The sequence below is a fragment of the Paraburkholderia sp. ZP32-5 genome (genome assembly GCF_021390495.1).
Taxonomy (GTDB): Bacteria; Pseudomonadota; Gammaproteobacteria; order Burkholderiales; family Burkholderiaceae; genus Paraburkholderia.
Window position 1 is genome coordinate 1,867,989 of sequence record NZ_JAJEJP010000002.1, and the last position, 19,382, is coordinate 1,887,370.

A 19,382-nucleotide genomic window follows, 5' to 3' on the forward strand; every position below is an offset into this window, starting at 1 on the left:
CTTGAGTGAGAAATACTATATCGCAGTGGCAGCTAGTGTAGATGGCCACGAACAAAGCGATTACCTATGCTTCATAAAAATCAAAGGTGGCGGTGTCATTGGTTATGCCGCCGAATTCGATGCGTGCACCACTGATATAGCTGACGCATGCACAATTGAAAAAACCCGTCATGCCAAGTGGTTTGCTTGGGACGACGAATGGGAATGGTGTGCAGCGACGTTGGACGAAATCAGAGCCTTAAGAGTAGATAAATATCTCATCGGTTCAAAGAAAGATATGAAACTCAGTACGCCAATTGAACCGCTATAAGAACAAAATTATGCTGAAGGGACCGGGCTTCACTACAACCGGTATCGGTACTACGATTGGCGGAATGGGCGACTCGTGTCGAAGGACCCAATCGGGCTGGCCGGGTGGCATCAATATCTATCAGTCCGTGTCCAATCCGGCTCAATGGATTGATCCACTCGGACTGGCTCGTTCTGGACAATGAGCCGACATCGAAAACGGTCGATAAGAATTGACCTGCTGTACATGGAAAATACTAACCAACGGGCCCGCGCTCACTGCCAGTGTAAATCTCGAAAGCAGGAGGCCGTTGTAAACAAGGACGGTAGCCAGAGCTACGGATCACGCAGAGATGTCTCCAGACTGACGCGAACAAAAAAGACTACTTGCGTAATAAAGGATTCGATTTATGACAAAATTTAGCGAATTGAAAATTTGGGGAACTATCGAGGGTAGTGATAAATTGCTGAAGCTGAGTGAAATTTCCATCCTTGCAAATGCTGAGGACATTCGCACACTCGGAGTGTTTCTGATTAATGCCGCTTACGAAATGAACGTGAACGATGTTGAACACATGCACCTTCAAGATTCAATTGCGAATTTCTCCTATAAAAACCACGCCGACGTAATCGCAATCAATCAAGAGAAAGTCAAGCCAGATGAAAATTGATCGAATGAGAAATACTTTGGTGTTACCTTGTCGATCTGCTTGTATCGCGAGGTAGGGCGGCACTATAAACGGCATCGATATTATGACCCAAACACTGGGCGGTCCATTACACGGTTCCGATCAAGCTAGGGGGCGAGTTTGGCGCACATCTATATGCACTTGATCTCAATAAAGTGGAGCGATCCATTAGCCTCGCCCGCATCGCGAATCTGATTGAAGATGCATGGCGCCAAGATATGTTCAACGCGCGCACGAAACGCAGCATTCGAATACGACGATCCAGTTTGAGCACGACCTGCACAATATTCAAAAACCAACGAAGCCCCCCCCAACCAACCACCCCAAACCATGACCTCAATTGCCTGCATCGGCGACAGCACCACCCACGGCGGCCGCATCATCACCGGCTCCGACACGATGAACATCATGGGCCGCAAGGCCGCGCGCCGGGGCGACCTGGTTTCGTGTCCGATCGAAGGCCACGGTGTCAATCCGATCGTCGAGGGTTCCGACATGATCCTCGACAACGGCGTGCCGGTTGCCCTGCACGGACACCGCAGCGCCTGCGGCTGCAAGCTGATTGCACTGGGTACCGACGCAATCATCGAATAACGGCGAGCACGTCGTCCTAATCTTCACCGCCCCCCTCTCCCCCTCCCCGTCTTACGAAACACCTCCACCAGCTTATCGACGATACGATTCAACTCACCACGCTCGCCTGCCGACAGCATCGATAGCATCTCCGTCTCCAGCGACTGACCCAACTCGTCGCTGGCCGCGCGTACCCGTTTGCCGGCCGCCGTTGGCCATAGCTGGAAGTGGCGCGCGTCGTCGGGATGAATCGAGCGCCGCACCAGCTTGCGTTCGATCAGATCGGCGACGAGCTTCGACAGCAGCGTCTTCTCGATCAGCGTCTGCTCCTTCAACTCGGTTGCGGTGATACCCGCCGCGTCGCAGATGATCCGCAGCACGCGCAGCGAACGCACGTCGAGCCCGAACGCGGGTCGATACGCCGCGTTCGCGCGGCTGATCATTTCGCTCTTGATCAGATCGAGCTTGAAGGTCAGGAAATACGCCAGTTCATAGCCGCCGGCGGCACCATTCTCTTCGGCCGAGTGCTCGCCAACAGCTTGCGCCGCGTCGTTCTGCACACCGCTCCCCGCGCCTTTCGTTTTGCTCTTCGCGTTGACTTTCGTCTTGCCCTTTTCTACCGCCGATGGCGTACCTGCTCGCATGTGCTGGCGTCCTGTCTGAAGACTTTGCTTAACTTGAGGCGTGTTGGCAAAAAACGGCGGCTGCCGCGCGAATCCGTCGAAGCCCACTGCCCAGCCAACGACGATGATATCCCAGCCACCTCCACCGTCATCGAATATCAGGGAAAAGCATTAGTTGAAAATATCAACTAATGAATTATTCTTCGAACGGATCGGACGCCGGCGGCATCGCGCGGGCGGACCACACACTCATCCATCAGAAGCGAGGGTTGGCGGTATGCAGACGGACACCGAACTGGACGCGCTCGGCGAACAGATGCGCGCATGGCGCAGGGATATTCACCAGCACCCCGAACTGGGTTTTCACGAGCATCGCACCGCCGGTCTGGTCGCGAAGCTGCTCGCCGGCTGGGCAATCGACGTACACACCGGCATCGGCGGCACCGGCGTAGTCGGCACGATTCGCGGCACGCGTGGCGACGGTCCGTCGATCGGTCTGCGCGCCGATATGGACGCGCTGCCGATGAGCGAGAAAGGCACGCCCGCGCACCGCTCGACCCACGACAACGTATTCCACGGCTGCGGCCACGATGGCCACACGTCGATCCTGCTCGGCGTCGCAAAGCATCTGTCAGCGCATCGCGACTTTCGCGGCACCGTCCATCTGATCTTTCAGCCGGCCGAAGAAACGCTGCGCGGCGGCTCGGCAATGATCGACGACGGTCTGTTCGAGCGCTTTCACTGCGACGAAATCTACGCGCTGCACAACAACAACCAGTTGCCCGCCGGCAAGATCGGCGTGCGCAGCGGCGCGATTCTATCGGCCTGCGATCTGTTCCGGATCAACATCAAGGGCACTGGCAGTCACGCGGCGATGCCGCACAAGGCGATCGATCCGCTGATCGTCGGTACGACGCTCGTGCAGTCGATCCAGAGCATCGTGAGCCGCAATATCGATCCGCTCGATACCGCCGTGGTCAGCATCTGCAAATTCCTGTCGGGCACCGCGATCAACGTGATTCCGGACACCGCGTCGCTCGAAGGCACGGTGCGCACGCTGTCGGTCAACGCGCAGCAAACCACGCTCGCGCGGCTGCGCGCGATCTGCGACGGCGCTGCGACGATGTACGGCTGCGAAGTAAGCTTCGAGCATCTGCAAACCTCGCCGCCCACGCTGAACCCCCCCGCCGAAACCGAAACCGTGCGCCGCGCCGCCGAGCACATACTCGGCGCGGACAACGTGATCGTCGACGTCGCGCCGTTGATGGCCTCGGAAGACTTCGCGTTCATGCTGCAGCAGCGCCCCGGTTCGTACTTTTTCCTCGGCCACGACGGCCTCACGTGCCATCACCCGGAGTTCGATTTCGACGACGACACCGCGCCCACCGGCGCCGCGGTGTTCATCGAAATCATCCGGCAACGGCTCGGCTAATCCGACATTACGGTACTCCGGCAATCGATCTGAGGGCACAGCAATGAGCAAGAGCGGCACACCGACAGTCGCGCCGGCACCCACGCCGGCGATGGTGCGAAAAGTAGTGATTGCCTCGGTACTCGGCAATGCATTCGAATGGTTCGACTTCGCGATCTACGGCCTTTTCGCCGTGATGATTGCCAAGCTGTTTTTCCCGGGCGGCAGCGACTTCGCTTCGATGCTGCTCACGCTCGCAACATTTGGCGTCGGCTTCGCGGTGCGTCCGCTCGGCGGCGTGCTGCTCGGCCTGTATGGTGATCGCGTCGGCCGCAAGAAAGCGCTGTCGTTGACGATCGTGCTGATGTCGGTCGGCACCGGCATGATCGGCATTCTGCCGACGCACGCCGCAATCGGCATCGCGGCACCACTACTGATGGTGCTCGCGCGCCTGATTCAGGGCTTCTCGGTCGGCGGCGAATTCAGCGGCGCGACGACGATGCTGGTCGAGTTCGCGCCCGCGAATCGCCGCGGTTTTTACGGCAGTTTCCAGATGTGCTCGCAGGCGCTGGCGTTTTCTCTCGGCGCGCTGGTCGCGTATCTGCTGACCGTCAATCTCGCGCCGCACGATCTCGAATCGTGGGGCTGGCGTCTGCCGTTTCTGCTCGGCATCCTGATCGGTCCGGTCGGCTGGCTGATCCGCTCGCAGGTCGACGAATCGCCGGAATTCGTCGCCTATGCGGACGAATTAAAGCGCGGCAAGGTGAAGCCCGTCGATACGCCGCTGCGCACGGTGTTTCGCGACTATCCGCGCGCGGTGCTCGGCAGTATCGGCATGTCGGTGGTCGGTACCGTGTCCGCTTACGTGTTCGTCTTCTTCCTGCCGATCTTCGCGAAGAAGCAGCTCGGCATGTCCGCCGCCGACGTCAATCTGAGCACCTTTATCGGCACCGCGGTGATTCTGGTGTTCTGTCCGCTCGCGGGCTATCTGTCGGACCGCTATGGCCGCAAGACGGTGCTGCTGCCGGCGATCGTCGCGTACGGCATCGCGTCGTATGTGCTGTTCAAACAGTTCGTCAACATGCCGACGTTCGGCTCGCTGCTCGCGGTGCAGATCGGCGTGTCGTGTCTGATGAGCTTCTTCTGGGGTCCGACGCCGATCGTGCTGACCGAAGTCTTTCCCGTCAGCGTGCGTTCGACCGGCGCGGCCGTCACGTATAACCTCGCGGTACTGATTTTCGGCGGCCTCGCGCCGTTCGTGAACACGTGGCTCGTGCACGCGACGGGCAGCAACCTCGCGCCGATCTACTACGTGCAGGCAAGCGTGGTGATCGGCATCGCGGGTGTGCTGGTGTTGCCGGTGGCCGCGCGCGCAAGGCCCATCGAATTGCGGCTCGATCAGCAGATGTAGTCGCTTCCGCCAGCGCCTGGCGACAGTGGGGGCGTGGGGGTTGCGACGCGCAATCATGCGTGATGAATTGAACATAGCAACACTAACATCGATTCGCGTGACGCAATCCACCACACAGCGGCCCAAACCTCGTTCAGATCCGGAATTGGAAGACCGTTATCGAACCGTAAGATTAAATGTACCGGTTAGTTACACGTAAGACGAAATGCTAGATCTACCCCTTTCCGATGACGCATGGGCACGCGTCAGTCATCTGTTCAAACACGATCCACAGAAACGTTTCGGCCGGCCCGCGCGGCATCCGCGGGAAATTCTGAATGCGATTCTGTGGGTCATCACGCGCCAGGAAAAATGGCACCGGCTGCCCGCCACGTTTCCGCCTTCGCAAACCTGCTACATCAAATGGCTGCAATGGCGGCGCGATGGCCTGATGAGCGTGATTCTCGACGAGTTCGGATTGACGGAATGCGCGAGCGCTTCGCACATGTCGAACGTTACGCAGCCGGCCGATATCGACAGTTGAAACCGTTCGTTGACATAGTGACGTCATGACGTCACTATGTCGGGCATGACTACCGGCCACCCCACCTCGCTCCCCCTGTACGCGCAAGTCGAAGAAGCACTCGTCGCGCGCATTACCGACGGCACCTATCCGCCCGGCTCCCAGCTGCCGAACGAAGCCAGCCTACTGGCGAGCTTCGGCATCAGCCGCACCACGCTGCAGAAAACGGTGCAGAACCTTATCGCGCGCGGGCTGATCGAAATTCGCCGCGGCAAAGGCACGTTCGTCACGCAACCGCGTCTCGCGCAGCCGCTCACCGAATTGAGCGGCTTTGTCGAAGATATGCGCGCGCACGGCCGCCGGGCCAGCGCGCGCGTGCTCGTCAAGCGGATCGAAAGCGCCAGCGAAACCGTCGCCGCGAGGCTGTCGCTGAAGGCAGGCGCGCCGGTCGTGCATATCCAGCGCGTGCGCCTCGCCGACGACACTCCGCTCTCCTTCGATGAAACCTGGCTACCGGCTGACATCGGCGAACAGATCATCGAAGACGACCTCGAAGCGGAACCGATCTTCACGCTGCTCGAAGAAAAGTACGGTGTGCCGCTGCTCGAAGCGGAATACCGGCTGGAGGCGGTCGCGGCGGACAAAGCGGTCGCGCGAGCGCTGGAAATCAAGACCGGCAGCCCGGTTTTCCGGATCGAGCGCACTTCGTATCGCGACGGCGGCCGTCCGGTCGATTACGAAAAGCTCCATTACCGCGGCGACCAGATCCAGTTCGTCACCCGTCTGCAGCGGCGCAAGCCGGCCGGTTCATGAGCGGCGCGGCGATGGATCTGCACTACACGGTGTGGCTGTTCGCGGTGTCGCTCGGCGCGAGCGCGCTCGGCGGCATGCTCGGGATGGCGAGCGGCATCTTCATCGTGCCGATCCTGACGACGTTCGGCCATCTCGGCATTCACGTCGCGATCGGTGCGAGCATCGTGTCGGTGATCGCGTGCTCGTGCGGCGGCGCCGCGCCGTTTCTACGCGGCCGGCTGACCAACGTGCGGCTCGCGGTGGTGCTGGAAACGGCGACCACGCTCGGCGCATTGTCCGGTGTGCTATTGAGCGGACTCGTGCCGACGGCGGCGCTGTATTTCATCTTCGGTGTGATCCTGATCATCTCGGCACGGCAAATGCTCGCGCGCCGCGCCGATCCGGTCGCGGCCCAAGCGACTCAAACAGCCGAAACTGAAGCCGCCGCCAGCAGTAAGCCCGCCCGCCGCCTTTCATGGAGCGCCGCGCTGCAACTCGATTCGAGCTATCCGGATCGCGCGAGCGGCCGCGACATCGCCTATCGCGTGCGGCGCATTCCGCTCGGTCTGTCGTTGATGTACTGCGCCGGGCTGATTTCGGCGCTGCTCGGCATCGGCAGCGGCGTGCTGAAGATTCCGGCGATGGATACCGCGCTGCGTCTGCCGATCAAGGTGTCGTCGGCGACCTCCAACTTCATGATCGGCGTGACGGCGGCGGCCAGCGCGGGCGCGTATTTTCTGCGCGGCGAGATTGTCACCGCGATTGCCGGGCCGGTCGCGCTCGGCTCGGTCGCCGGCGCGGCGCTCGGCGCGCGGCTGCTGATGCGGGTATCGAACGAGCGGCTGCGTGTACTGTTCGTCGCGGTGCTGGCGCTGCTCGCCGTGCAGATGCTGCTCGACGCGTTCGGCGTCCATCTGTTCGGGGCGACGACATGACGCGCGTGACCCACAACGCGACACCCAACGCGACGAGCGGCGCCATCACACGCAGCGGGCAGCTCGAACATCGGCTCGAACATTGGCTCGCGAATCTGCTGCACTACGGCACGTGGCTCGCGTCAATCACAATCGCCGCCGGGCTCGCTGTGACGCTCGCGCTGCCTGCGCCGGCCACCGCGACCGGCGGCTCCACATCGCACGCGGCGGCCATCGGCATGTCCGTGATGACCGCCGGCATCGCGCTTTTTATCCTGCTGCCGGTAATGCGGCTTATATTGATGTTAGGCGTGTTCCTGCGACGGCGGGACTACCGGTTCGGCGCGATTGCGGCGCTCGTGCTGGCGATCGTCGCCGTCGGCCTGATGGTGGGCGCGGCGTAATCCGCGCCACCCACCTGCCTAAACGTTGCGCGTGCAGGTATGATGCCGGGCGCGCCCCGCCGTCTTTCGAGCGGAAGCGGTGTGGCGGCGCAGTGCAAGCGCGGTGCAAGCCACCGCCCTCCGCTCCCGATGCCGCACTTTTGTCACGAGAACCATCATGCCTGCCCAACACGACGAAGCGCCCGGCGCGCGCCCCACGCCGGCCAAGGCGAAGCGCAAGACGCTGTCCATGACGACACGCAATCTGCTGATGGTCCTCATCGGCGTGATCGTATTCGCGATCGTGGCGGGCGTCGTGCTGTACAACCCGATCATGTACGGCGACCAGATCCCGAACTTCGGCATCATCCTGATGCTGACCGTGCCGGTCATCGCGGGCGTCGCGTTTCGCGTCGGCATCGATGCGTGGATCGACCGGGAGTGAGCGGCACGGTGCGTTGCCTTGCCGTTGCCGCATAAGCCGCTGCAGTACCGTTATCGTGCTGCCTTGACCGGCAGCACCACCCACACTTCCAACCCGCCGCCCTCGCGCGGATGAAACTGCAGGCCGCCGCCATGCAGCCGCGCGATCCGCTCGACGATCGACAGTCCCAACCCCGTCCCGCCGCTGTGCGCGCGCGCATTGCGGCCGCGTTGGAACGGCGCCTTCAGCTTTTCCAGTTCTTCCGCCGACAAGCCCTTGCCGCGATCGCCGACCGCCACCGTGACCGCGTCGTGCGTCGCCCACGTACGCACCGCCAGACCGCTGCCGCCGTAGACGATCGCGTTCTGCATCAGGTTCATCAATAGCCGCATCATGCTGATCGGCCGGTACGGGACAGCCGGCAACGTGCCCAGCGACAGTTCGAACTCGTGCCCGAGGCCCGCGAAATCGCCGGCAAGCCGTTCGATCAGCGCGTTCAGATCGCCCGCCTGCGCCTCCTCGCGCTCGCCGCTGCCCGCGTAATCCATGAACTGCTGCAGGATCGTCTCGATCTGGTCCAGATACGATTCAGCGGCCACCACGAAGCTGCTGTCGCCGCCCTCGGGCATCGCCATGGCCATCGACAGACGCAGCTTCGTCAACGGCGTGCGGATGTCGTGCGAGATGCCGGCGAGCATCAGCGCGCGCGTCGCTTCGGCTTCCTGTAACGCCTGCGTCATCTGATTGAAAGCGCAGCCGACCGCGGCGATTTCGGCGGGGCCGTCGGTGGGCAACGGCGCGGGTGTTTCGCCGGCGCTGACGCGGCGCGCCGCCTGCGTCAGCTCGCGCAACGGCTCGTTCAGATGCAACTGGATCGCGTAGCCGGCCAGCGCCGCCAGCACGCCGAGCCCGAGCGACAGAATGATCGCGGCTTCGAGTCCGTTGCCTTGCGCATCCCCGGGAATCGGCAACGCGATCCAGTACGGCACGGCCGGCGCGGCACCGTTGCTTGCCGCCGGCGCATGCATGCGAATCCACAATCGCTGCGCGCCCTTCGTCTGCCACTGCGCGGGCATATCGGCGGGCAGATACTTGCGCAGGCTTTCGAGAAACACGCGGCGCTGATAGTTGCGATACGCACGCAACAGACTCGGCGACGGATCTTCGGTTGCTTCAGGCGGCAGTTGCACGCGCGCATCGAGGCGCGCGGTCAGCGCGGTGCGCGACGCGACAGGCGTCGCCGCGAGCAGATTATCGAGCGTGGTCACGTAGGTCGCGAACACGCCCGCCGCGCGCTCGACGCGCGGACGCTGCACGTAATGCAGCAGCACGACGATCGAGCAGATCTGGCTCAGCATCACGAGTACGATCAACAGCGCGATGTTGCGCGCGAGCAGCGTCCTCGGCAGCACTTTTCGCAGCACCCCGCGCGTCATGATTCGACATCCGCGACGAGCATATAGCCGACGCCCCATACCGTCTTGATGAAACGCGGCTTCGACGGATCGACCTCCACAATTTGCCGCAGCCGCAGCACCTGCACGTCGATGCTGCGATCGAGCGCGTCATGGTCGCGCCCGCGGGCGCGCGCGAGCAGGTTGTCGCGGCTCACCGCGCGATTCGGCGACGACGCGAGCGCGGTCAGCAGCAGCATCTGCGCCGAATGAATCTCCAGCGGCTCACCCGCGCGCGACAACTGCTGCTTGCCGACATCGAGCGTGAACTCGCCGAAGCGTACGCATTGCGAGGTCACGGTCGGATCGCCCGCGGCCATCTTCTGGCGCCGCAGCAACGCGTTGATGCGCGCGACCAGTTCGCGCGGCAGAAACGGTTTGGCGAGGTAGTCGTCGGCGCCGGTTTCGAGGCCGGTTACGCGATCGAGCGGATCGCCCTTCGCGGTCAGCATCAGGATCGGCAGCGTCTGCCCTTGCGCGCGCAACTTCGCGCAGATTTCGAGGCCGTCTTCCTCGCCGATCATCAGATCGAGAATCAGCAGGTCGAACGGTTCGCGCTCCAGATAACGGTCCAGGCGCTTGCCGTCCTCGGCCGCGCGCACGTCGAAGCCGTGGCCGCGCAAAAAACGCAGCAGCATGTTGCGCAACTCGACTTCGTCGTCGAGCACGATGATCCTGGCGGGGCGATCCATGCGAAAGCTCCTCGTTTAGACATCGGACTGTGCTTTGCGCGCCGCGTGGCGCTCCGACAGCCGCTGCAGCAGCACGTAGAACGACGGAATGAACATCACGGCGATGCAGGTCGAAGCGAGCATGCCGGAAAACACCGCGATACCGAGCGAGCGTCGCGCGCTCGCACTGGCGCCGGTCGCGATCACGAGCGGCACGACGCCGAGTATGAACGCAAACGACGTCATCATGATCGGCCGGAATCGCAGGCGCGCCGCTTCGACGGCCGCCTCGGCGATATCGACGCCCTGCGCGCGCAGATGCCGCGCGAATTCGACGATCAGGATCGCGTTTTTCGCCGACAGCGCGATCAGCAGCACCAGACCAATCTGCGTGTACAGGTTGTTCGCGATGCCGAGCGCGGCGAGCGTGCCGGCCGTACCGAGCAACGCGAGCGGTACCGCCAGCACGACCGCGACCGGCAGCAGCCAGCTTTCGTATTGCGCGGCGAGCACGCAGAACACCAGCAGCACGCCGACCGCGAAAATCCAGTACGCGGAATTGCCGACCAGTTTCTCCTGATACGACATCGCCGTCCATTCATAACCGACACCGGCCGGCAGAACGCGCGCGGCTTCCTGCTCGAACGCGGCGATCGCATCGCCGGTGCTGTAGCCGGCCGCCGGATTGCCGTTGATCGCGGCGGCCGGCGCAAGGTTGTACAGCGTCGCGACCGCGGGCCCGAGCGCCGGACGTGCGTCGATAAAGGTGCCGAGCTCAACCATATGCCCGGTGTTACTGCGAATCTGCAAGCGGCGGATATCGTCGGTCTGACGGCGAAACGCGCCGTCGGCCTGCACGAATACCGGGAACGTGTGGTTGAACGCGGTGAACTGGTTCACGTAGCTCGAACCCACGTAGTCCTGCAACAGATCGAATACGTTGCCCACCGGCACCTGCATCGATTCGGCCTTCGCGCGGTCGAGTGTCAGTTCGACGGTCGGCACCGCCGCGCGAAACGGGCTGAACACGCGCTGCAATTCCGGGCGTTTCGCGACGCTCGCGATCAACGCGTCGGTCGCATCCTGCAAACGCCGGTAGTTCAGCGAGCCGTCGGTCAGCATCACCTGCATCTGCACGCCGCCGCTGTTGCCGAGCCCCTGAATCGGCGGCGGCACGATCACGACCGAGCGGATATCGGGCAGCTTCGCGAGTTCGCTATTCATGCGCAGATACAGCGAGCGCAGATCTTCGCTCTTGCCGCGTACGCTCCAGTCGTCGAGCGTCACGTAGATCAGCGCGGAGTTCGATAGCGACGCGTTGTTGTCGAGCGGCGAAATGCCGCCGATCGACACCACATGGCTCACGCCTGGAATCGCGCCGATGCGCTTTTCGATCTGCCGGCTCGCGTCGCGCGTGCGTTCGAGCGACGCCGAGTCAGCGAGCTGCGCGGCGATCAGCACGTAGCCCTGATCTTCGAGCGGAATAAAACTGGTCGGCACGCGCGTGAGCAAAAATGCCGAGCCGGCGCCGAGCAGCAACGCGATCACGAGTGCAAGCGAGGAGCGTTTGACGAACCAGGACACGATGCCCACATAGAAGTGTTCGACGCGCGCATACGCTTTGTCGAACCCGCGATAGATGATGTTCGGCCGCCCCGGCTTCGAATGCCGCAGCCAGCGCACGCTTTGCACCGGTTTCAGCGTGACCGCGTTGATCGCGCTGATGATCGTGGTTGCCACCACCACGAGCGCGAATTGCCGGTACATCTGCCCGGTCACGCCACCGAGAAACGCCGATGGCAGAAACACCGAAATCAGTACGAGCGTGATACCGATGATCGGCCCGAGCAGTTCGTGCATCGCATCGATCGCGGCCTGCTTCGGCGTCTTGCCCTGCTCGATATGCTGCGTGATCCCTTCGACGACGACGATCGCATCGTCGACGACAATGCCGATCGCCAGCACGATCGCGAACAGCGTCAACAGGTTGATCGAGAAACCCATCATATAGATCGCGCCGAACGTGCCGACGATCGTCACCGGAATCGTCGTGGCCGGCACCAGCATCGCGCGCCAGTTCTGCAGAAACAGCAGGATCACGACGAGCACCAGCAGCGCTGCTTCGAACAGTGTCTTGTACACGTCCAGCACCGACTGCCGTACGAAGGTCGTCGTATCGAACGGCAATTGATAGCTGATGCCCTTCGGCATGTTCTTCGCGAGACGCGCCATCGTCGCCTTCACCGCATTGCCGACCTGCAACGCGTTAGCTTCGGGTAACTGATAGATCGCGATGCCGGCCGCCGGCCTGCCGTCGAGATTGAAGAACTGCCCGTAGCTCGACGAACCGAGTTCGGCGTGGCCGACATCGCGAATCCGCACGAAGCGCCCGCCGTCCGCCGGATCGGCCTTGATGATGATGTTGTCGAATTCGTCGGCCGTCGATAGCGCGCCCTGCATCGTCACCGTCAGTTGAAATGCCTCGCCGCCCGCGTTCGGTTCAGAGCCGAGCTGACCGGCGCTGACGTCGCGGCTCTGGCTCTGGATCGCCTGGATCACGTCGGCGGCGCTCAGATTGCGCTGGCTCAGCTTGCGTGGGTCGAGCCACACTCGCATGCTGTACTGGCCCGTGCCGAATACGGTCACGTCGCCGACGCCGGGCAGACGCGCGAGCGTATCGCGCAGATTGATCACCGCGTAGTTGCTGAGGAACAGCGAGTCGTAACGCGGGTCCGGCGATTCGAGCGTATAGAGCTGCAGGATCGCGGTCGAGCGTTTGCGCACGGTCACGCCCTGTTGCTGCACCGCCTGCGGCAATTGCGCGGTGGCCGCCGCGACGCGGTTCTGCACGAGTACCTGCGCCTTGTCGACGTCGGTGCCGACCGCGAACGTGATGGTCAGCGTATAGGTGCCGTCGTTGGTGCTGGTCGACTGCATGTAGAGCGCGTTCTCGACACCGTTCACCTGGGTTTCGATCGGCAGCGCGACACGATTGATCAGCGTCGCCGCGCTCGCGCCGGGGAAGCGCGCCTGCACTTGTACGGTGGGCGGCGTGATCGGCGGATATTGCGCGATCGGCAGATTGATCAGCGCGACCGCGCCGAGCAGCATCACGATCAACGCGATCACATTGGCGAAAACCGGCCGCTCGACAAAGAAGCGGATCATGACTGGCCCTGCGCGGCGGCGCTCGGCTGCACCTTGACGCCCGGCGAAATCGCCAGCGCGCCGCCTGTCACCACCTGGTCGTTGGCGGCGAGTCCGGTCGGGATCGCGCGCAACGAACCGAACAGGCCCGCGGTCGCCACCGCGCGTTTCTCGACGACGTTCGATGCATTCACCACGAACACGAATGCGCCGGCCTGATCGTGCTGGATCGCGTTATCGGGTACGAGCAGCGCAGGATGCGGCGCGCCGGCTGGAATCTGCACGACGACCGACATGCCCGGAATCAGATGCGCGTCCGGATTCGCGATATCGGCGCGCAAACGCAGCGTGCCGCTGTCGGAATCGACACGTGTATCGACGAATTCGAGCGCGGCATCTTCACCGTCTCCTTGCATTGCACCGAACACGCTGACCCGCACGGTGCGCGGCGGCTGTGTGAACAGTCCAATACGATTCGCGTCGCGCTCGTTCAGCGTGAAATTCACATAGACGGGTTGAATGCGATCGAGCGTCGCGAGCTTCGACGAATCGGACGCGCCGACCAGATTGCCGACGTCGAACGCCCGCGCGCCGATGCGGCCCGCAAACGGCGCGCGCACGTCGGTGTAGTTCAGATTGATACGCGACATATCGCGCTTCGCGACCGCCTGATCGCGCGTGGTCTGTGCCTTTTGCAACGTCGATTCGGAGGTCGCATTATCGGTCGTCAGTTGCTTCTGGCGCGTCAGTTCCTGCTCGGCGTTATCGAGCGCGGCCTGGTCGTATAGCAATTGTGCGCGGTACGTATCGGGCTCGATACGAAACAGCAGTTGACCTTGCTTCACATAAGAACCATCCGTAAAGCCGATTTCCTTCAGCGTGCCCTGCACGCGTGCGACCAGCGTGACCGTTGCCGATGGCGCGACCGTGCCGTTCAAACTGATCTGATCGCGCACCTCGCGCGCGACCGGATGCATCACGCTGACCTGCGGCACTGTGTCTTGCGATGACAGCGTATTGCCGTTGCGGCACGCGGCGAGCGTGATTGTAAATGCAATGCATAGCGTGATGGCGAGGCGCTGTGCCGTCGGCGCATTCGAGCGGCGGTTTTCCGTTCGTGCGGCTTCTACGTTTTCGTCAGCGCTCGCCTGCAAGCGTCGAGGCGTGCCACCCTGGTTATCCATGTTGTTGTTCTCCAAGCCTCGATTCGTCATCCGGCTATTGGCCGCTACCAGGTTCGCTCGTTTGACCCATGCGGCCCGTGTTGTCCATGTTGTTCATGTCGCTCACGTTGGCGCGCGCGAGCCACGAATTCGCGGGCGGATTCAGCAGATTCCCCCAGTCGGTGCGCCGTGCCATCTGTTCGGCGATTTGAGCGCTAACGAGCGACTGCCCTTGCGCAACTTCCCAGCCGCCGCCGAGCGCGCGATACAGCGACACGGCGGCGAGCGCCGCCAGCCCCTGGTTCTGCGCGAGCGAATCGCCGTCGCGCAACACCGAACGTGACGCGTCGATTACCGTGTCGTAGGTCACATCACCGGAGCGATACTGCGCATTCGCGAGCTTCAACGCGCGCTGCGATGCATCGACCGCGCGCGACGACGCGGCCAGCGCATCGAGCGACGTGCGCAAGCCGGCGATGGCGTCCTCCACTTCCCTCTGCGCCTGCAGCACCGTGCTCTGATAATCGAACACCGCTTCCTGGAACGCCGCGTCCTGAATACGCACCGCGTTCTTCAACTGACTCCGGTCGAGGATCGGCAGCGTAACGCCCGCGGAAAAGAGCCCGATCGTCTTGCTGCCCCACTGCGACAGACCGATCCCGTGCTGCTCGCCCGACGACAAACCGAACAACCCGGTCAACGATAGCGACGGATACAGCTTCGCCTTCTGCACGCCGATCAGCGCCGATTGGGCGGCCGCGTTGAGCGCGGCCTGACGCACATCGGGGCGGCGGCGCAGCAGATCGGCGGGGATGCCGGCATCGATCTGCGTGGGCGGCACCGGAATCGCCGAACTGCCCTTCAGTTGCGCATCGATCGCGCTGACCGGATCGGCGAGCAGCACCGCGAGCGTGTCGCGATCCTGCGCGCGTGCTTTGACGAGCGGCGGAATCTGCGCCTCGGTTTCAGCCACCAATGTGGCCGCCTGTTCGACGTCGAGCTGGGTCGCGGCGCCGTGCCCGTAACGCGATTGCGTGAGCGCGAGGCTCTGCTGCACTGATTTCAGGTTCTGCTGCGCGACCCGGATGCGCTCTTCGAGCGCGCGCAGATCGATATACGCATTGGCGACATCGCCGAACAGCGACACGAGCGCGTTGTCGTACGCGGCTTCCGACACGCGCAGCTGCGCGCGATCCGATTCGATCTGCCGGCGGTATTTGCCCCAGAAATCGAGTTCCCAGCTCGCGCTCACATGCAGATGCTCGGCCCACAGGTGAGTCGGCGGAAGCGGCCCGACGCCGCTCGTGTTGATATGGTTCGCGGCGACCGTCACGCTGCCGGACTGCGGCAGCAGATCCTGCTCGCTGATCGCGAGCTGCGCGCGCGCCTTGAAGATATGCAAACCAGCGATCTGCACCGACAGATTACGCTCGGCCGCACGCGCCTCCAGCGCCGTGAGCACCGGGTCGTTGAACGCGTTCCACCATGCCGCCTCGTTCGCGGGCGCGGCCTGCGCGGCGGCGGGCAGGCTCTCGTACCACTGCTCTTCGAGCGTCACGTCCGGCGTTTTGAAGTCCGGACCGACCGTCACGCATCCGCTGACGAGCGCGCTCACGGCGACGACGCACGACACGCTGGCAATGCGCAGACGGCGGGATGGGACTGGTTTCATCGCATGGCTGGTTGGTTGGCGTCTGCGTATCGCCGGGCTTAGTGTGGAAACTCGTGTGGAAACTCGTGTGAAAACTCGTGTGCAGACTCGTGCGCAAACTTGCGGAGAATGCATCGCGGCACGCGGCCACGCCCCCTACGATCCCGCCGATATCCGCGCCGCTCAGTGCGCTGCCCCGCGTTCCTGCATGAATGCTTCGATTTGCGGCAGCGTCACATAACCGACTTTCTGCGTGTCGATTTCATCGAAATGACGCGCGAGCATCGGCATGCCGGCCGCGGCCTGTTCACGCGTCAGCTTGCCGTCGTGCGTGGTGTTCGCGGTGGCGAAGCGCGTTTGCAACTGCTGCTCCATGCGCTCCATCCGCTGCGGACTCATGCCTTGCGGCGCGGCCTGAGCGAATGTGACGGTGGACGCGCAGCACAGCAGCACGGTAGCGAGCAACTTCTTCATGACTGACTCCTTCGGTTGGGGTCATCGGCCGTCGCCTGCTTCGTGCCGCGATCCGTTTCGATGACAGGGCGAATTCTTGGTCAAGCGCCGCCGGACCGCAATTGAAGAATCATGTCGAGTTATGTCACGGCTTTGGGGAGCGCTTTGTATCGCTGTTGATGTTGCCGCCTATGTCGGGATCGATGCGATCAGCAGCATGTGCTTCAAACATGCGGATACACATCGCCGCCGTTCGCAATGCCGCGTCGTGACATCGAATGAAATGAGTTTCGCGTTTCGTTTTGCGGGGGCGCTGCGTATCTTTCGTCTGCGGCGCGGCCAGCGCCATCGACCCCGAACGCGCTACGAGCGCATTCAAGGATTCGCCGCGTCTTCGCTACGAACGCGCGGCTCAACGCATCAGGAGTTCATCAGTGACTATTCGTCTCGTTTGCGCCTCGACTTTTACTGCCCTCGGTCTTGCCTGTTCGTCCAGCGCTTTTGCGAGGGTCGTCGTGTATATGCCGGCCACTGTGGTCTACGCGCCGCCGCCACGGCCAGTGGTGCCGGCCTATTACCCGGTGCCGGTCAATCCGGTGTATGTGACAGAGCCGCCGCCGGTGGCGGTTCCGATTGCCGTGCCGGTCGCGGCGGCGACGATTTCCACTGCGCCATCCAAACCAGTTGCCAGCGCGACCGTCGTCGCGACGCCTGCGGCGAACTATGCGGTCGTGCCGGCGCCGGTCGTTAGCTACGCGCAGCCGGTGATGGTCGTGCCGCGTTGAACACGTGTTTTGCGCGTTTTGCGTATTGGCGCCGCCAGGTGGCACTGTTTCGAATTCGGCCACAGGTGCAACAAGCGCCGCTGATCTGAGGGAAAAAGCGCCGCACGGGCACCCATTGAACGTCCGTTGCCGTACTGAGAGAAGGCGCAGTGCGGCGGTTGCGGCGCACCGCGCGTAAGGCTTGCACGAATTGGCGGCTTTTTACTGTCTCTGGCGCATACCGCCAGGTCGCAAATCAGCTGCTTCAGCTGCAATGCCTTGTGTGGCGGGGTTTTGTGTGTTCGGGAACGGCGCTTGCTGTCACGTTGAGGTTCGGTTCGCGCAAGCTAATTCCCCATTTTTTGGAAGCTTCAGATGAGTCACCAGGACATCGACAAAGAAATCGCCCACCTCCAGCTGGTCTTCGCGTTGATCTCTCCGCGCGACCGCTTTCCACTGTCGTACTGGCATCGCCGGCTGCACGCGTTGACCCGTTCGACGATGATGCCCTCGCAACGAGCACGCGTCGTCAAGCTCGAAGCGATGTTGCGCTCGGCCGCCGCAAGAATCGATCAGGTCACGGGGATCACGCGGCTGCATGCGTCGACGGCACGCGGTGGTTCGACGTACGAGCCGACGGGCCAACGCGGATAACAACGACGAAAGCGGCCCGCGATAAGCGTGTGAGTGGCACGGCCGACTGGTTTTATCGATCGATCGTAGGTTCGGATGCGCGATGCCCGACAGCGGTGAACGTCGGCTGTTCGGGACGCGCGTAGTCGTATGAGCACGACCGAAATCACCCGATCAAAACCCGCGCCCCCAACGCCAGCACCAGCGCAGGCACCATCACCAGCGCCCCCACCTTCAGAAACTTCATAAAGCTCACATCCTCGCCCTCGCGACGAATCGCATTGAGCCAAAGAATCGTCGCTAGCGAGCCGGTGATAGAAAGATTCGGTCCAAGATCGACACCGATCAACAGCGCATCGATCACCCGCTCAGGACTATGTGCCTGCATCACGGTCGAACTCGCGATCAAGCCGGCCGGCAGGTTGTTCATCAGATTGCTGCCGAACGCGATGATCGTGCCCGCCCAACCCGCCGCGGCCATTTCGTTGTGTTCGGTCGCGCGCCGCAGTTCGGCCGCGAGCGTCGTGATCACGCCGGTGTGATCGAGCATTTCGACCAGCACGAACAGCGCGGCGACGAGCGGCAGCACGCTCCACGAGATTTCGCGAATCATCGGCAGCGGCGATTTGCGCTCCTTGATCAACACGACGAGCGCGGTCAGCGTGCCGAGTATCGCAGTCGGCACGCCGAGCTGGATGTCGTACGCGGACACCGTCAGCAACGCGCCGGCCGTGACCGCGATGCCCGCGAGCGCGACGCGGCCGCTCGCCGACAGTTTGACCGCTTCGAGATTCGCATCGCAGACGCCGGCGAGCGCATCGCGCTGCGTCCAGCGCAGCATCACGAAAGTCGCGGCGATCGATAGCACCGAAGGCAACGTGAAGCGCAGCATCCACGGCCCGAGCGGCGGTGTGTGATTGCCGTACAGCACGATGTTGGCCGGATTCGAAATCGGCAGCACGAAACTCGCCGCGTTGGCGACCAACGCGCACACGAACAGCAATGGCAACGGCGGCATCTTCGCTTTCTTCGCGGCGGCGAACACGGCTGGCGTCAGCACGACTGCGGTCGCATCGTTGGACAGAAACGCGGTGATCACGACGCCGACCAGATACACAAGTACGAAGAGTTTGCGCGGCGAGCCTTGCGCATGATTGACCGCGAGCACGGCGACCCAGTCGAACAGCCCTTCACGACGGCCGACTTCGGAGAGCAGCATCATGCCGATCAGAAACAGATAGACGTCGGTGCCCTTGCCGATGGCCTCGAACGCAAGTTGCACCGGCAACAGTCCGAGCGCCACCAGCAGCACTGCGCCGGCGACGGCCCAGACGGCCTCCGGCCATTTGAACGGCCGCGTGATCACGCCGGCGGTCGCGACGGCGGCAATACCCCAGGAAAGGAAAACGGAATGCACGGATAAGCCTGGATAATGG

21 protein-coding genes and 1 pseudogene are annotated in these 19,382 nt (G+C 62.7%); 13 read left to right on the top strand and 9 right to left on the bottom strand.

Going from position 1 to position 19,382, the window contains the following annotated elements; genetic code table 11:
- Position 1: 1 nt before the first annotated feature.
- The 4 genes and pseudogenes from L0U82_RS26990 (at position 2) to L0U82_RS27005 (ending at position 1,571) form a co-directional block, all read left to right on the top strand.
- Positions 2–310: a hypothetical protein gene (locus tag L0U82_RS26990; protein WP_233835921.1), complete on the top strand. Its 309-nt coding sequence runs from the start codon at positions 2–4 to the stop codon at positions 308–310.
- Positions 311–328: 18 nt separating this feature from the next.
- Positions 329–479 (top strand): annotated as a pseudogene (locus L0U82_RS40015) (RHS repeat-associated core domain-containing protein); the annotation flags it as partial.
- 219 nt (positions 480–698) lie between these two features.
- The gene (locus L0U82_RS27000; RefSeq protein WP_233835922.1) at positions 699–959 is read left to right on the top strand and encodes an Imm32 family immunity protein; all 261 of its coding nucleotides are present in this window, start codon (positions 699–701) and stop codon (positions 957–959) included.
- 348 nt (positions 960–1,307) lie between these two features.
- Entirely contained in the window at positions 1,308–1,571 is a 264-nt protein-coding gene (locus tag L0U82_RS27005; protein ID WP_233835923.1) for a PAAR domain-containing protein, read from the top strand.
- A gap of 23 nt (positions 1,572–1,594) precedes the next feature.
- Here L0U82_RS27005 and L0U82_RS27010 read toward each other — a convergent pair whose 3' ends face one another.
- A complete protein-coding gene (locus L0U82_RS27010) occupies positions 1,595–2,194 on the bottom strand; it encodes a MarR family winged helix-turn-helix transcriptional regulator (RefSeq protein WP_233835924.1) in 600 nt (199 codons plus the stop codon).
- A 256-nt stretch (positions 2,195–2,450) separates the two neighbouring features.
- On the opposite strand from L0U82_RS27010, the gene L0U82_RS27015 reads away from it, so the two are divergent.
- The 7 genes from L0U82_RS27015 (at position 2,451) to L0U82_RS27045 (ending at position 8,031) form a co-directional block, all read left to right on the top strand.
- Entirely contained in the window at positions 2,451–3,605 is a 1,155-nt protein-coding gene (locus L0U82_RS27015; RefSeq protein WP_233835925.1) for a M20 aminoacylase family protein, read from the top strand.
- 43 nt (positions 3,606–3,648) lie between these two features.
- Positions 3,649–4,995, top strand: coding sequence for an MFS transporter (locus L0U82_RS27020; RefSeq protein ID WP_233835926.1), 1,347 nt, complete (start codon positions 3,649–3,651; stop codon positions 4,993–4,995).
- A 205-nt stretch (positions 4,996–5,200) separates the two neighbouring features.
- A complete protein-coding gene (locus L0U82_RS27025) occupies positions 5,201–5,518 on the top strand; it encodes a transposase (RefSeq protein ID WP_233835928.1) in 318 nt (105 codons plus the stop codon).
- Between the two features lie 36 nt (positions 5,519–5,554).
- Positions 5,555–6,310: a GntR family transcriptional regulator gene (locus L0U82_RS27030; RefSeq protein WP_233835929.1), complete on the top strand. Its 756-nt coding sequence runs from the start codon at positions 5,555–5,557 to the stop codon at positions 6,308–6,310.
- 11 nt (positions 6,311–6,321) lie between these two features.
- A complete protein-coding gene (locus L0U82_RS27035) occupies positions 6,322–7,224 on the top strand; it encodes a sulfite exporter TauE/SafE family protein (protein WP_442793701.1) in 903 nt (300 codons plus the stop codon).
- Positions 7,221–7,607, top strand: coding sequence for a DUF1634 domain-containing protein (locus L0U82_RS27040; protein WP_233835931.1), 387 nt, complete (start codon positions 7,221–7,223; stop codon positions 7,605–7,607). Before L0U82_RS27035 ends, L0U82_RS27040 begins: the two co-directional genes overlap by 4 nt.
- 157 nt (positions 7,608–7,764) lie before the next feature.
- A complete protein-coding gene (locus L0U82_RS27045) occupies positions 7,765–8,031 on the top strand; it encodes a hypothetical protein (protein ID WP_233835932.1) in 267 nt (88 codons plus the stop codon).
- A gap of 50 nt (positions 8,032–8,081) precedes the next feature.
- Here the strand turns inward: L0U82_RS27045 and L0U82_RS27050 are convergent, their stop codons facing one another.
- The 7 genes from L0U82_RS27050 to L0U82_RS27080 all read right to left on the bottom strand — a co-directional run bounded on the left by L0U82_RS27050 (position 8,082) and on the right by L0U82_RS27080 (position 16,928).
- Positions 8,082–9,446 (bottom strand): ATP-binding protein, encoded by a 1,365-nt coding sequence (locus L0U82_RS27050; RefSeq protein ID WP_233835933.1) that lies wholly within the window; start codon positions 9,444–9,446, stop codon positions 8,082–8,084.
- Positions 9,443–10,156, bottom strand: coding sequence for a response regulator (locus tag L0U82_RS27055; protein ID WP_233835934.1), 714 nt, complete (start codon positions 10,154–10,156; stop codon positions 9,443–9,445). The genes L0U82_RS27050 and L0U82_RS27055 overlap by 4 nt, the downstream gene beginning before the upstream one ends.
- 15 nt (positions 10,157–10,171) lie before the next feature.
- Positions 10,172–13,303, bottom strand: a complete 3,132-nt coding sequence (locus L0U82_RS27060) for an efflux RND transporter permease subunit (RefSeq protein WP_233835936.1) — start codon at positions 13,301–13,303, stop codon at positions 10,172–10,174.
- On the bottom strand, positions 13,300–14,466 hold the full coding sequence (locus L0U82_RS27065; protein ID WP_233835938.1) for an efflux RND transporter periplasmic adaptor subunit: 1,167 nt from the start codon (positions 14,464–14,466) through the stop codon (positions 13,300–13,302). Before L0U82_RS27065 ends, L0U82_RS27060 begins: the two co-directional genes overlap by 4 nt.
- Before the next feature lie 34 nt (positions 14,467–14,500).
- The gene (locus tag L0U82_RS27070) at positions 14,501–16,117 is read right to left on the bottom strand and encodes an efflux transporter outer membrane subunit (protein ID WP_233835939.1); all 1,617 of its coding nucleotides are present in this window, start codon (positions 16,115–16,117) and stop codon (positions 14,501–14,503) included.
- Positions 16,118–16,279: 162 nt separating this feature from the next.
- Positions 16,280–16,570, bottom strand: coding sequence for an EF-hand domain-containing protein (locus L0U82_RS27075; protein ID WP_233835940.1), 291 nt, complete (start codon positions 16,568–16,570; stop codon positions 16,280–16,282).
- Between the two features lie 124 nt (positions 16,571–16,694).
- A complete protein-coding gene (locus L0U82_RS27080; RefSeq protein ID WP_233835941.1) occupies positions 16,695–16,928 on the bottom strand; it encodes a hypothetical protein in 234 nt (77 codons plus the stop codon).
- A 55-nt stretch (positions 16,929–16,983) separates the two neighbouring features.
- Between L0U82_RS27080 and L0U82_RS27085 the strand changes: the two genes are divergently transcribed.
- Positions 16,984–17,334 carry a hypothetical protein gene (locus L0U82_RS27085; protein WP_233835942.1) on the top strand — a complete coding sequence of 117 codons (351 nt, stop codon included), beginning with the start codon at positions 16,984–16,986 and terminating at the stop codon, positions 17,332–17,334.
- A gap of 354 nt (positions 17,335–17,688) precedes the next feature.
- A complete protein-coding gene (locus tag L0U82_RS27090) occupies positions 17,689–17,967 on the top strand; it encodes a hypothetical protein (RefSeq protein WP_233835943.1) in 279 nt (92 codons plus the stop codon).
- Between the two features lie 145 nt (positions 17,968–18,112).
- On the opposite strand, the gene L0U82_RS27095 is transcribed toward L0U82_RS27090, so the two are convergent.
- Positions 18,113–19,363, bottom strand: a complete 1,251-nt coding sequence (locus L0U82_RS27095) for an arsenic transporter (protein ID WP_233835944.1) — start codon at positions 19,361–19,363, stop codon at positions 18,113–18,115.
- Positions 19,364–19,382: the final 19 nt, after the last annotated feature.

Excerpts from the sequence above, each read along its gene's own strand:
- L0U82_RS27000 (WP_233835922.1), top strand. The coding sequence starts at position 699 with ATGACAAAATTTAGCGAATTGAAAATTTGGGGAACTATCGAGGGTAGT.
- L0U82_RS27005 (WP_233835923.1), top strand. The coding sequence starts at position 1,308 with ATGACCTCAATTGCCTGCATCGGCGACAGCACCACCCACGGCGGCCGC.
- L0U82_RS27010 (WP_233835924.1), bottom strand. The coding sequence starts at position 2,194 with ATGCGAGCAGGTACGCCATCGGCGGTAGAAAAGGGCAAGACGAAAGTC.
- L0U82_RS27015 (WP_233835925.1), top strand. The coding sequence starts at position 2,451 with ATGCAGACGGACACCGAACTGGACGCGCTCGGCGAACAGATGCGCGCA.
- L0U82_RS27020 (WP_233835926.1), top strand. The coding sequence starts at position 3,649 with ATGAGCAAGAGCGGCACACCGACAGTCGCGCCGGCACCCACGCCGGCG.
- L0U82_RS27025 (WP_233835928.1), top strand. The coding sequence starts at position 5,201 with ATGCTAGATCTACCCCTTTCCGATGACGCATGGGCACGCGTCAGTCAT.
- L0U82_RS27030 (WP_233835929.1), top strand. The coding sequence starts at position 5,555 with ATGTCGGGCATGACTACCGGCCACCCCACCTCGCTCCCCCTGTACGCG.
- L0U82_RS27035 (WP_442793701.1), top strand. The coding sequence starts at position 6,322 with ATGGATCTGCACTACACGGTGTGGCTGTTCGCGGTGTCGCTCGGCGCG.
- L0U82_RS27040 (WP_233835931.1), top strand. The coding sequence starts at position 7,221 with ATGACGCGCGTGACCCACAACGCGACACCCAACGCGACGAGCGGCGCC.
- L0U82_RS27045 (WP_233835932.1), top strand. The coding sequence starts at position 7,765 with ATGCCTGCCCAACACGACGAAGCGCCCGGCGCGCGCCCCACGCCGGCC.
- L0U82_RS27050 (WP_233835933.1), bottom strand. The coding sequence starts at position 9,446 with ATGACGCGCGGGGTGCTGCGAAAAGTGCTGCCGAGGACGCTGCTCGCG.
- L0U82_RS27055 (WP_233835934.1), bottom strand. The coding sequence starts at position 10,156 with ATGGATCGCCCCGCCAGGATCATCGTGCTCGACGACGAAGTCGAGTTG.
- L0U82_RS27060 (WP_233835936.1), bottom strand. The coding sequence starts at position 13,303 with ATGATCCGCTTCTTTGTCGAGCGGCCGGTTTTCGCCAATGTGATCGCG.
- L0U82_RS27065 (WP_233835938.1), bottom strand. The coding sequence starts at position 14,466 with ATGGATAACCAGGGTGGCACGCCTCGACGCTTGCAGGCGAGCGCTGAC.
- L0U82_RS27070 (WP_233835939.1), bottom strand. The coding sequence starts at position 16,117 with ATGAAACCAGTCCCATCCCGCCGTCTGCGCATTGCCAGCGTGTCGTGC.
- L0U82_RS27075 (WP_233835940.1), bottom strand. The coding sequence starts at position 16,570 with ATGAAGAAGTTGCTCGCTACCGTGCTGCTGTGCTGCGCGTCCACCGTC.
- L0U82_RS27090 (WP_233835943.1), top strand. The coding sequence starts at position 17,689 with ATGAGTCACCAGGACATCGACAAAGAAATCGCCCACCTCCAGCTGGTC.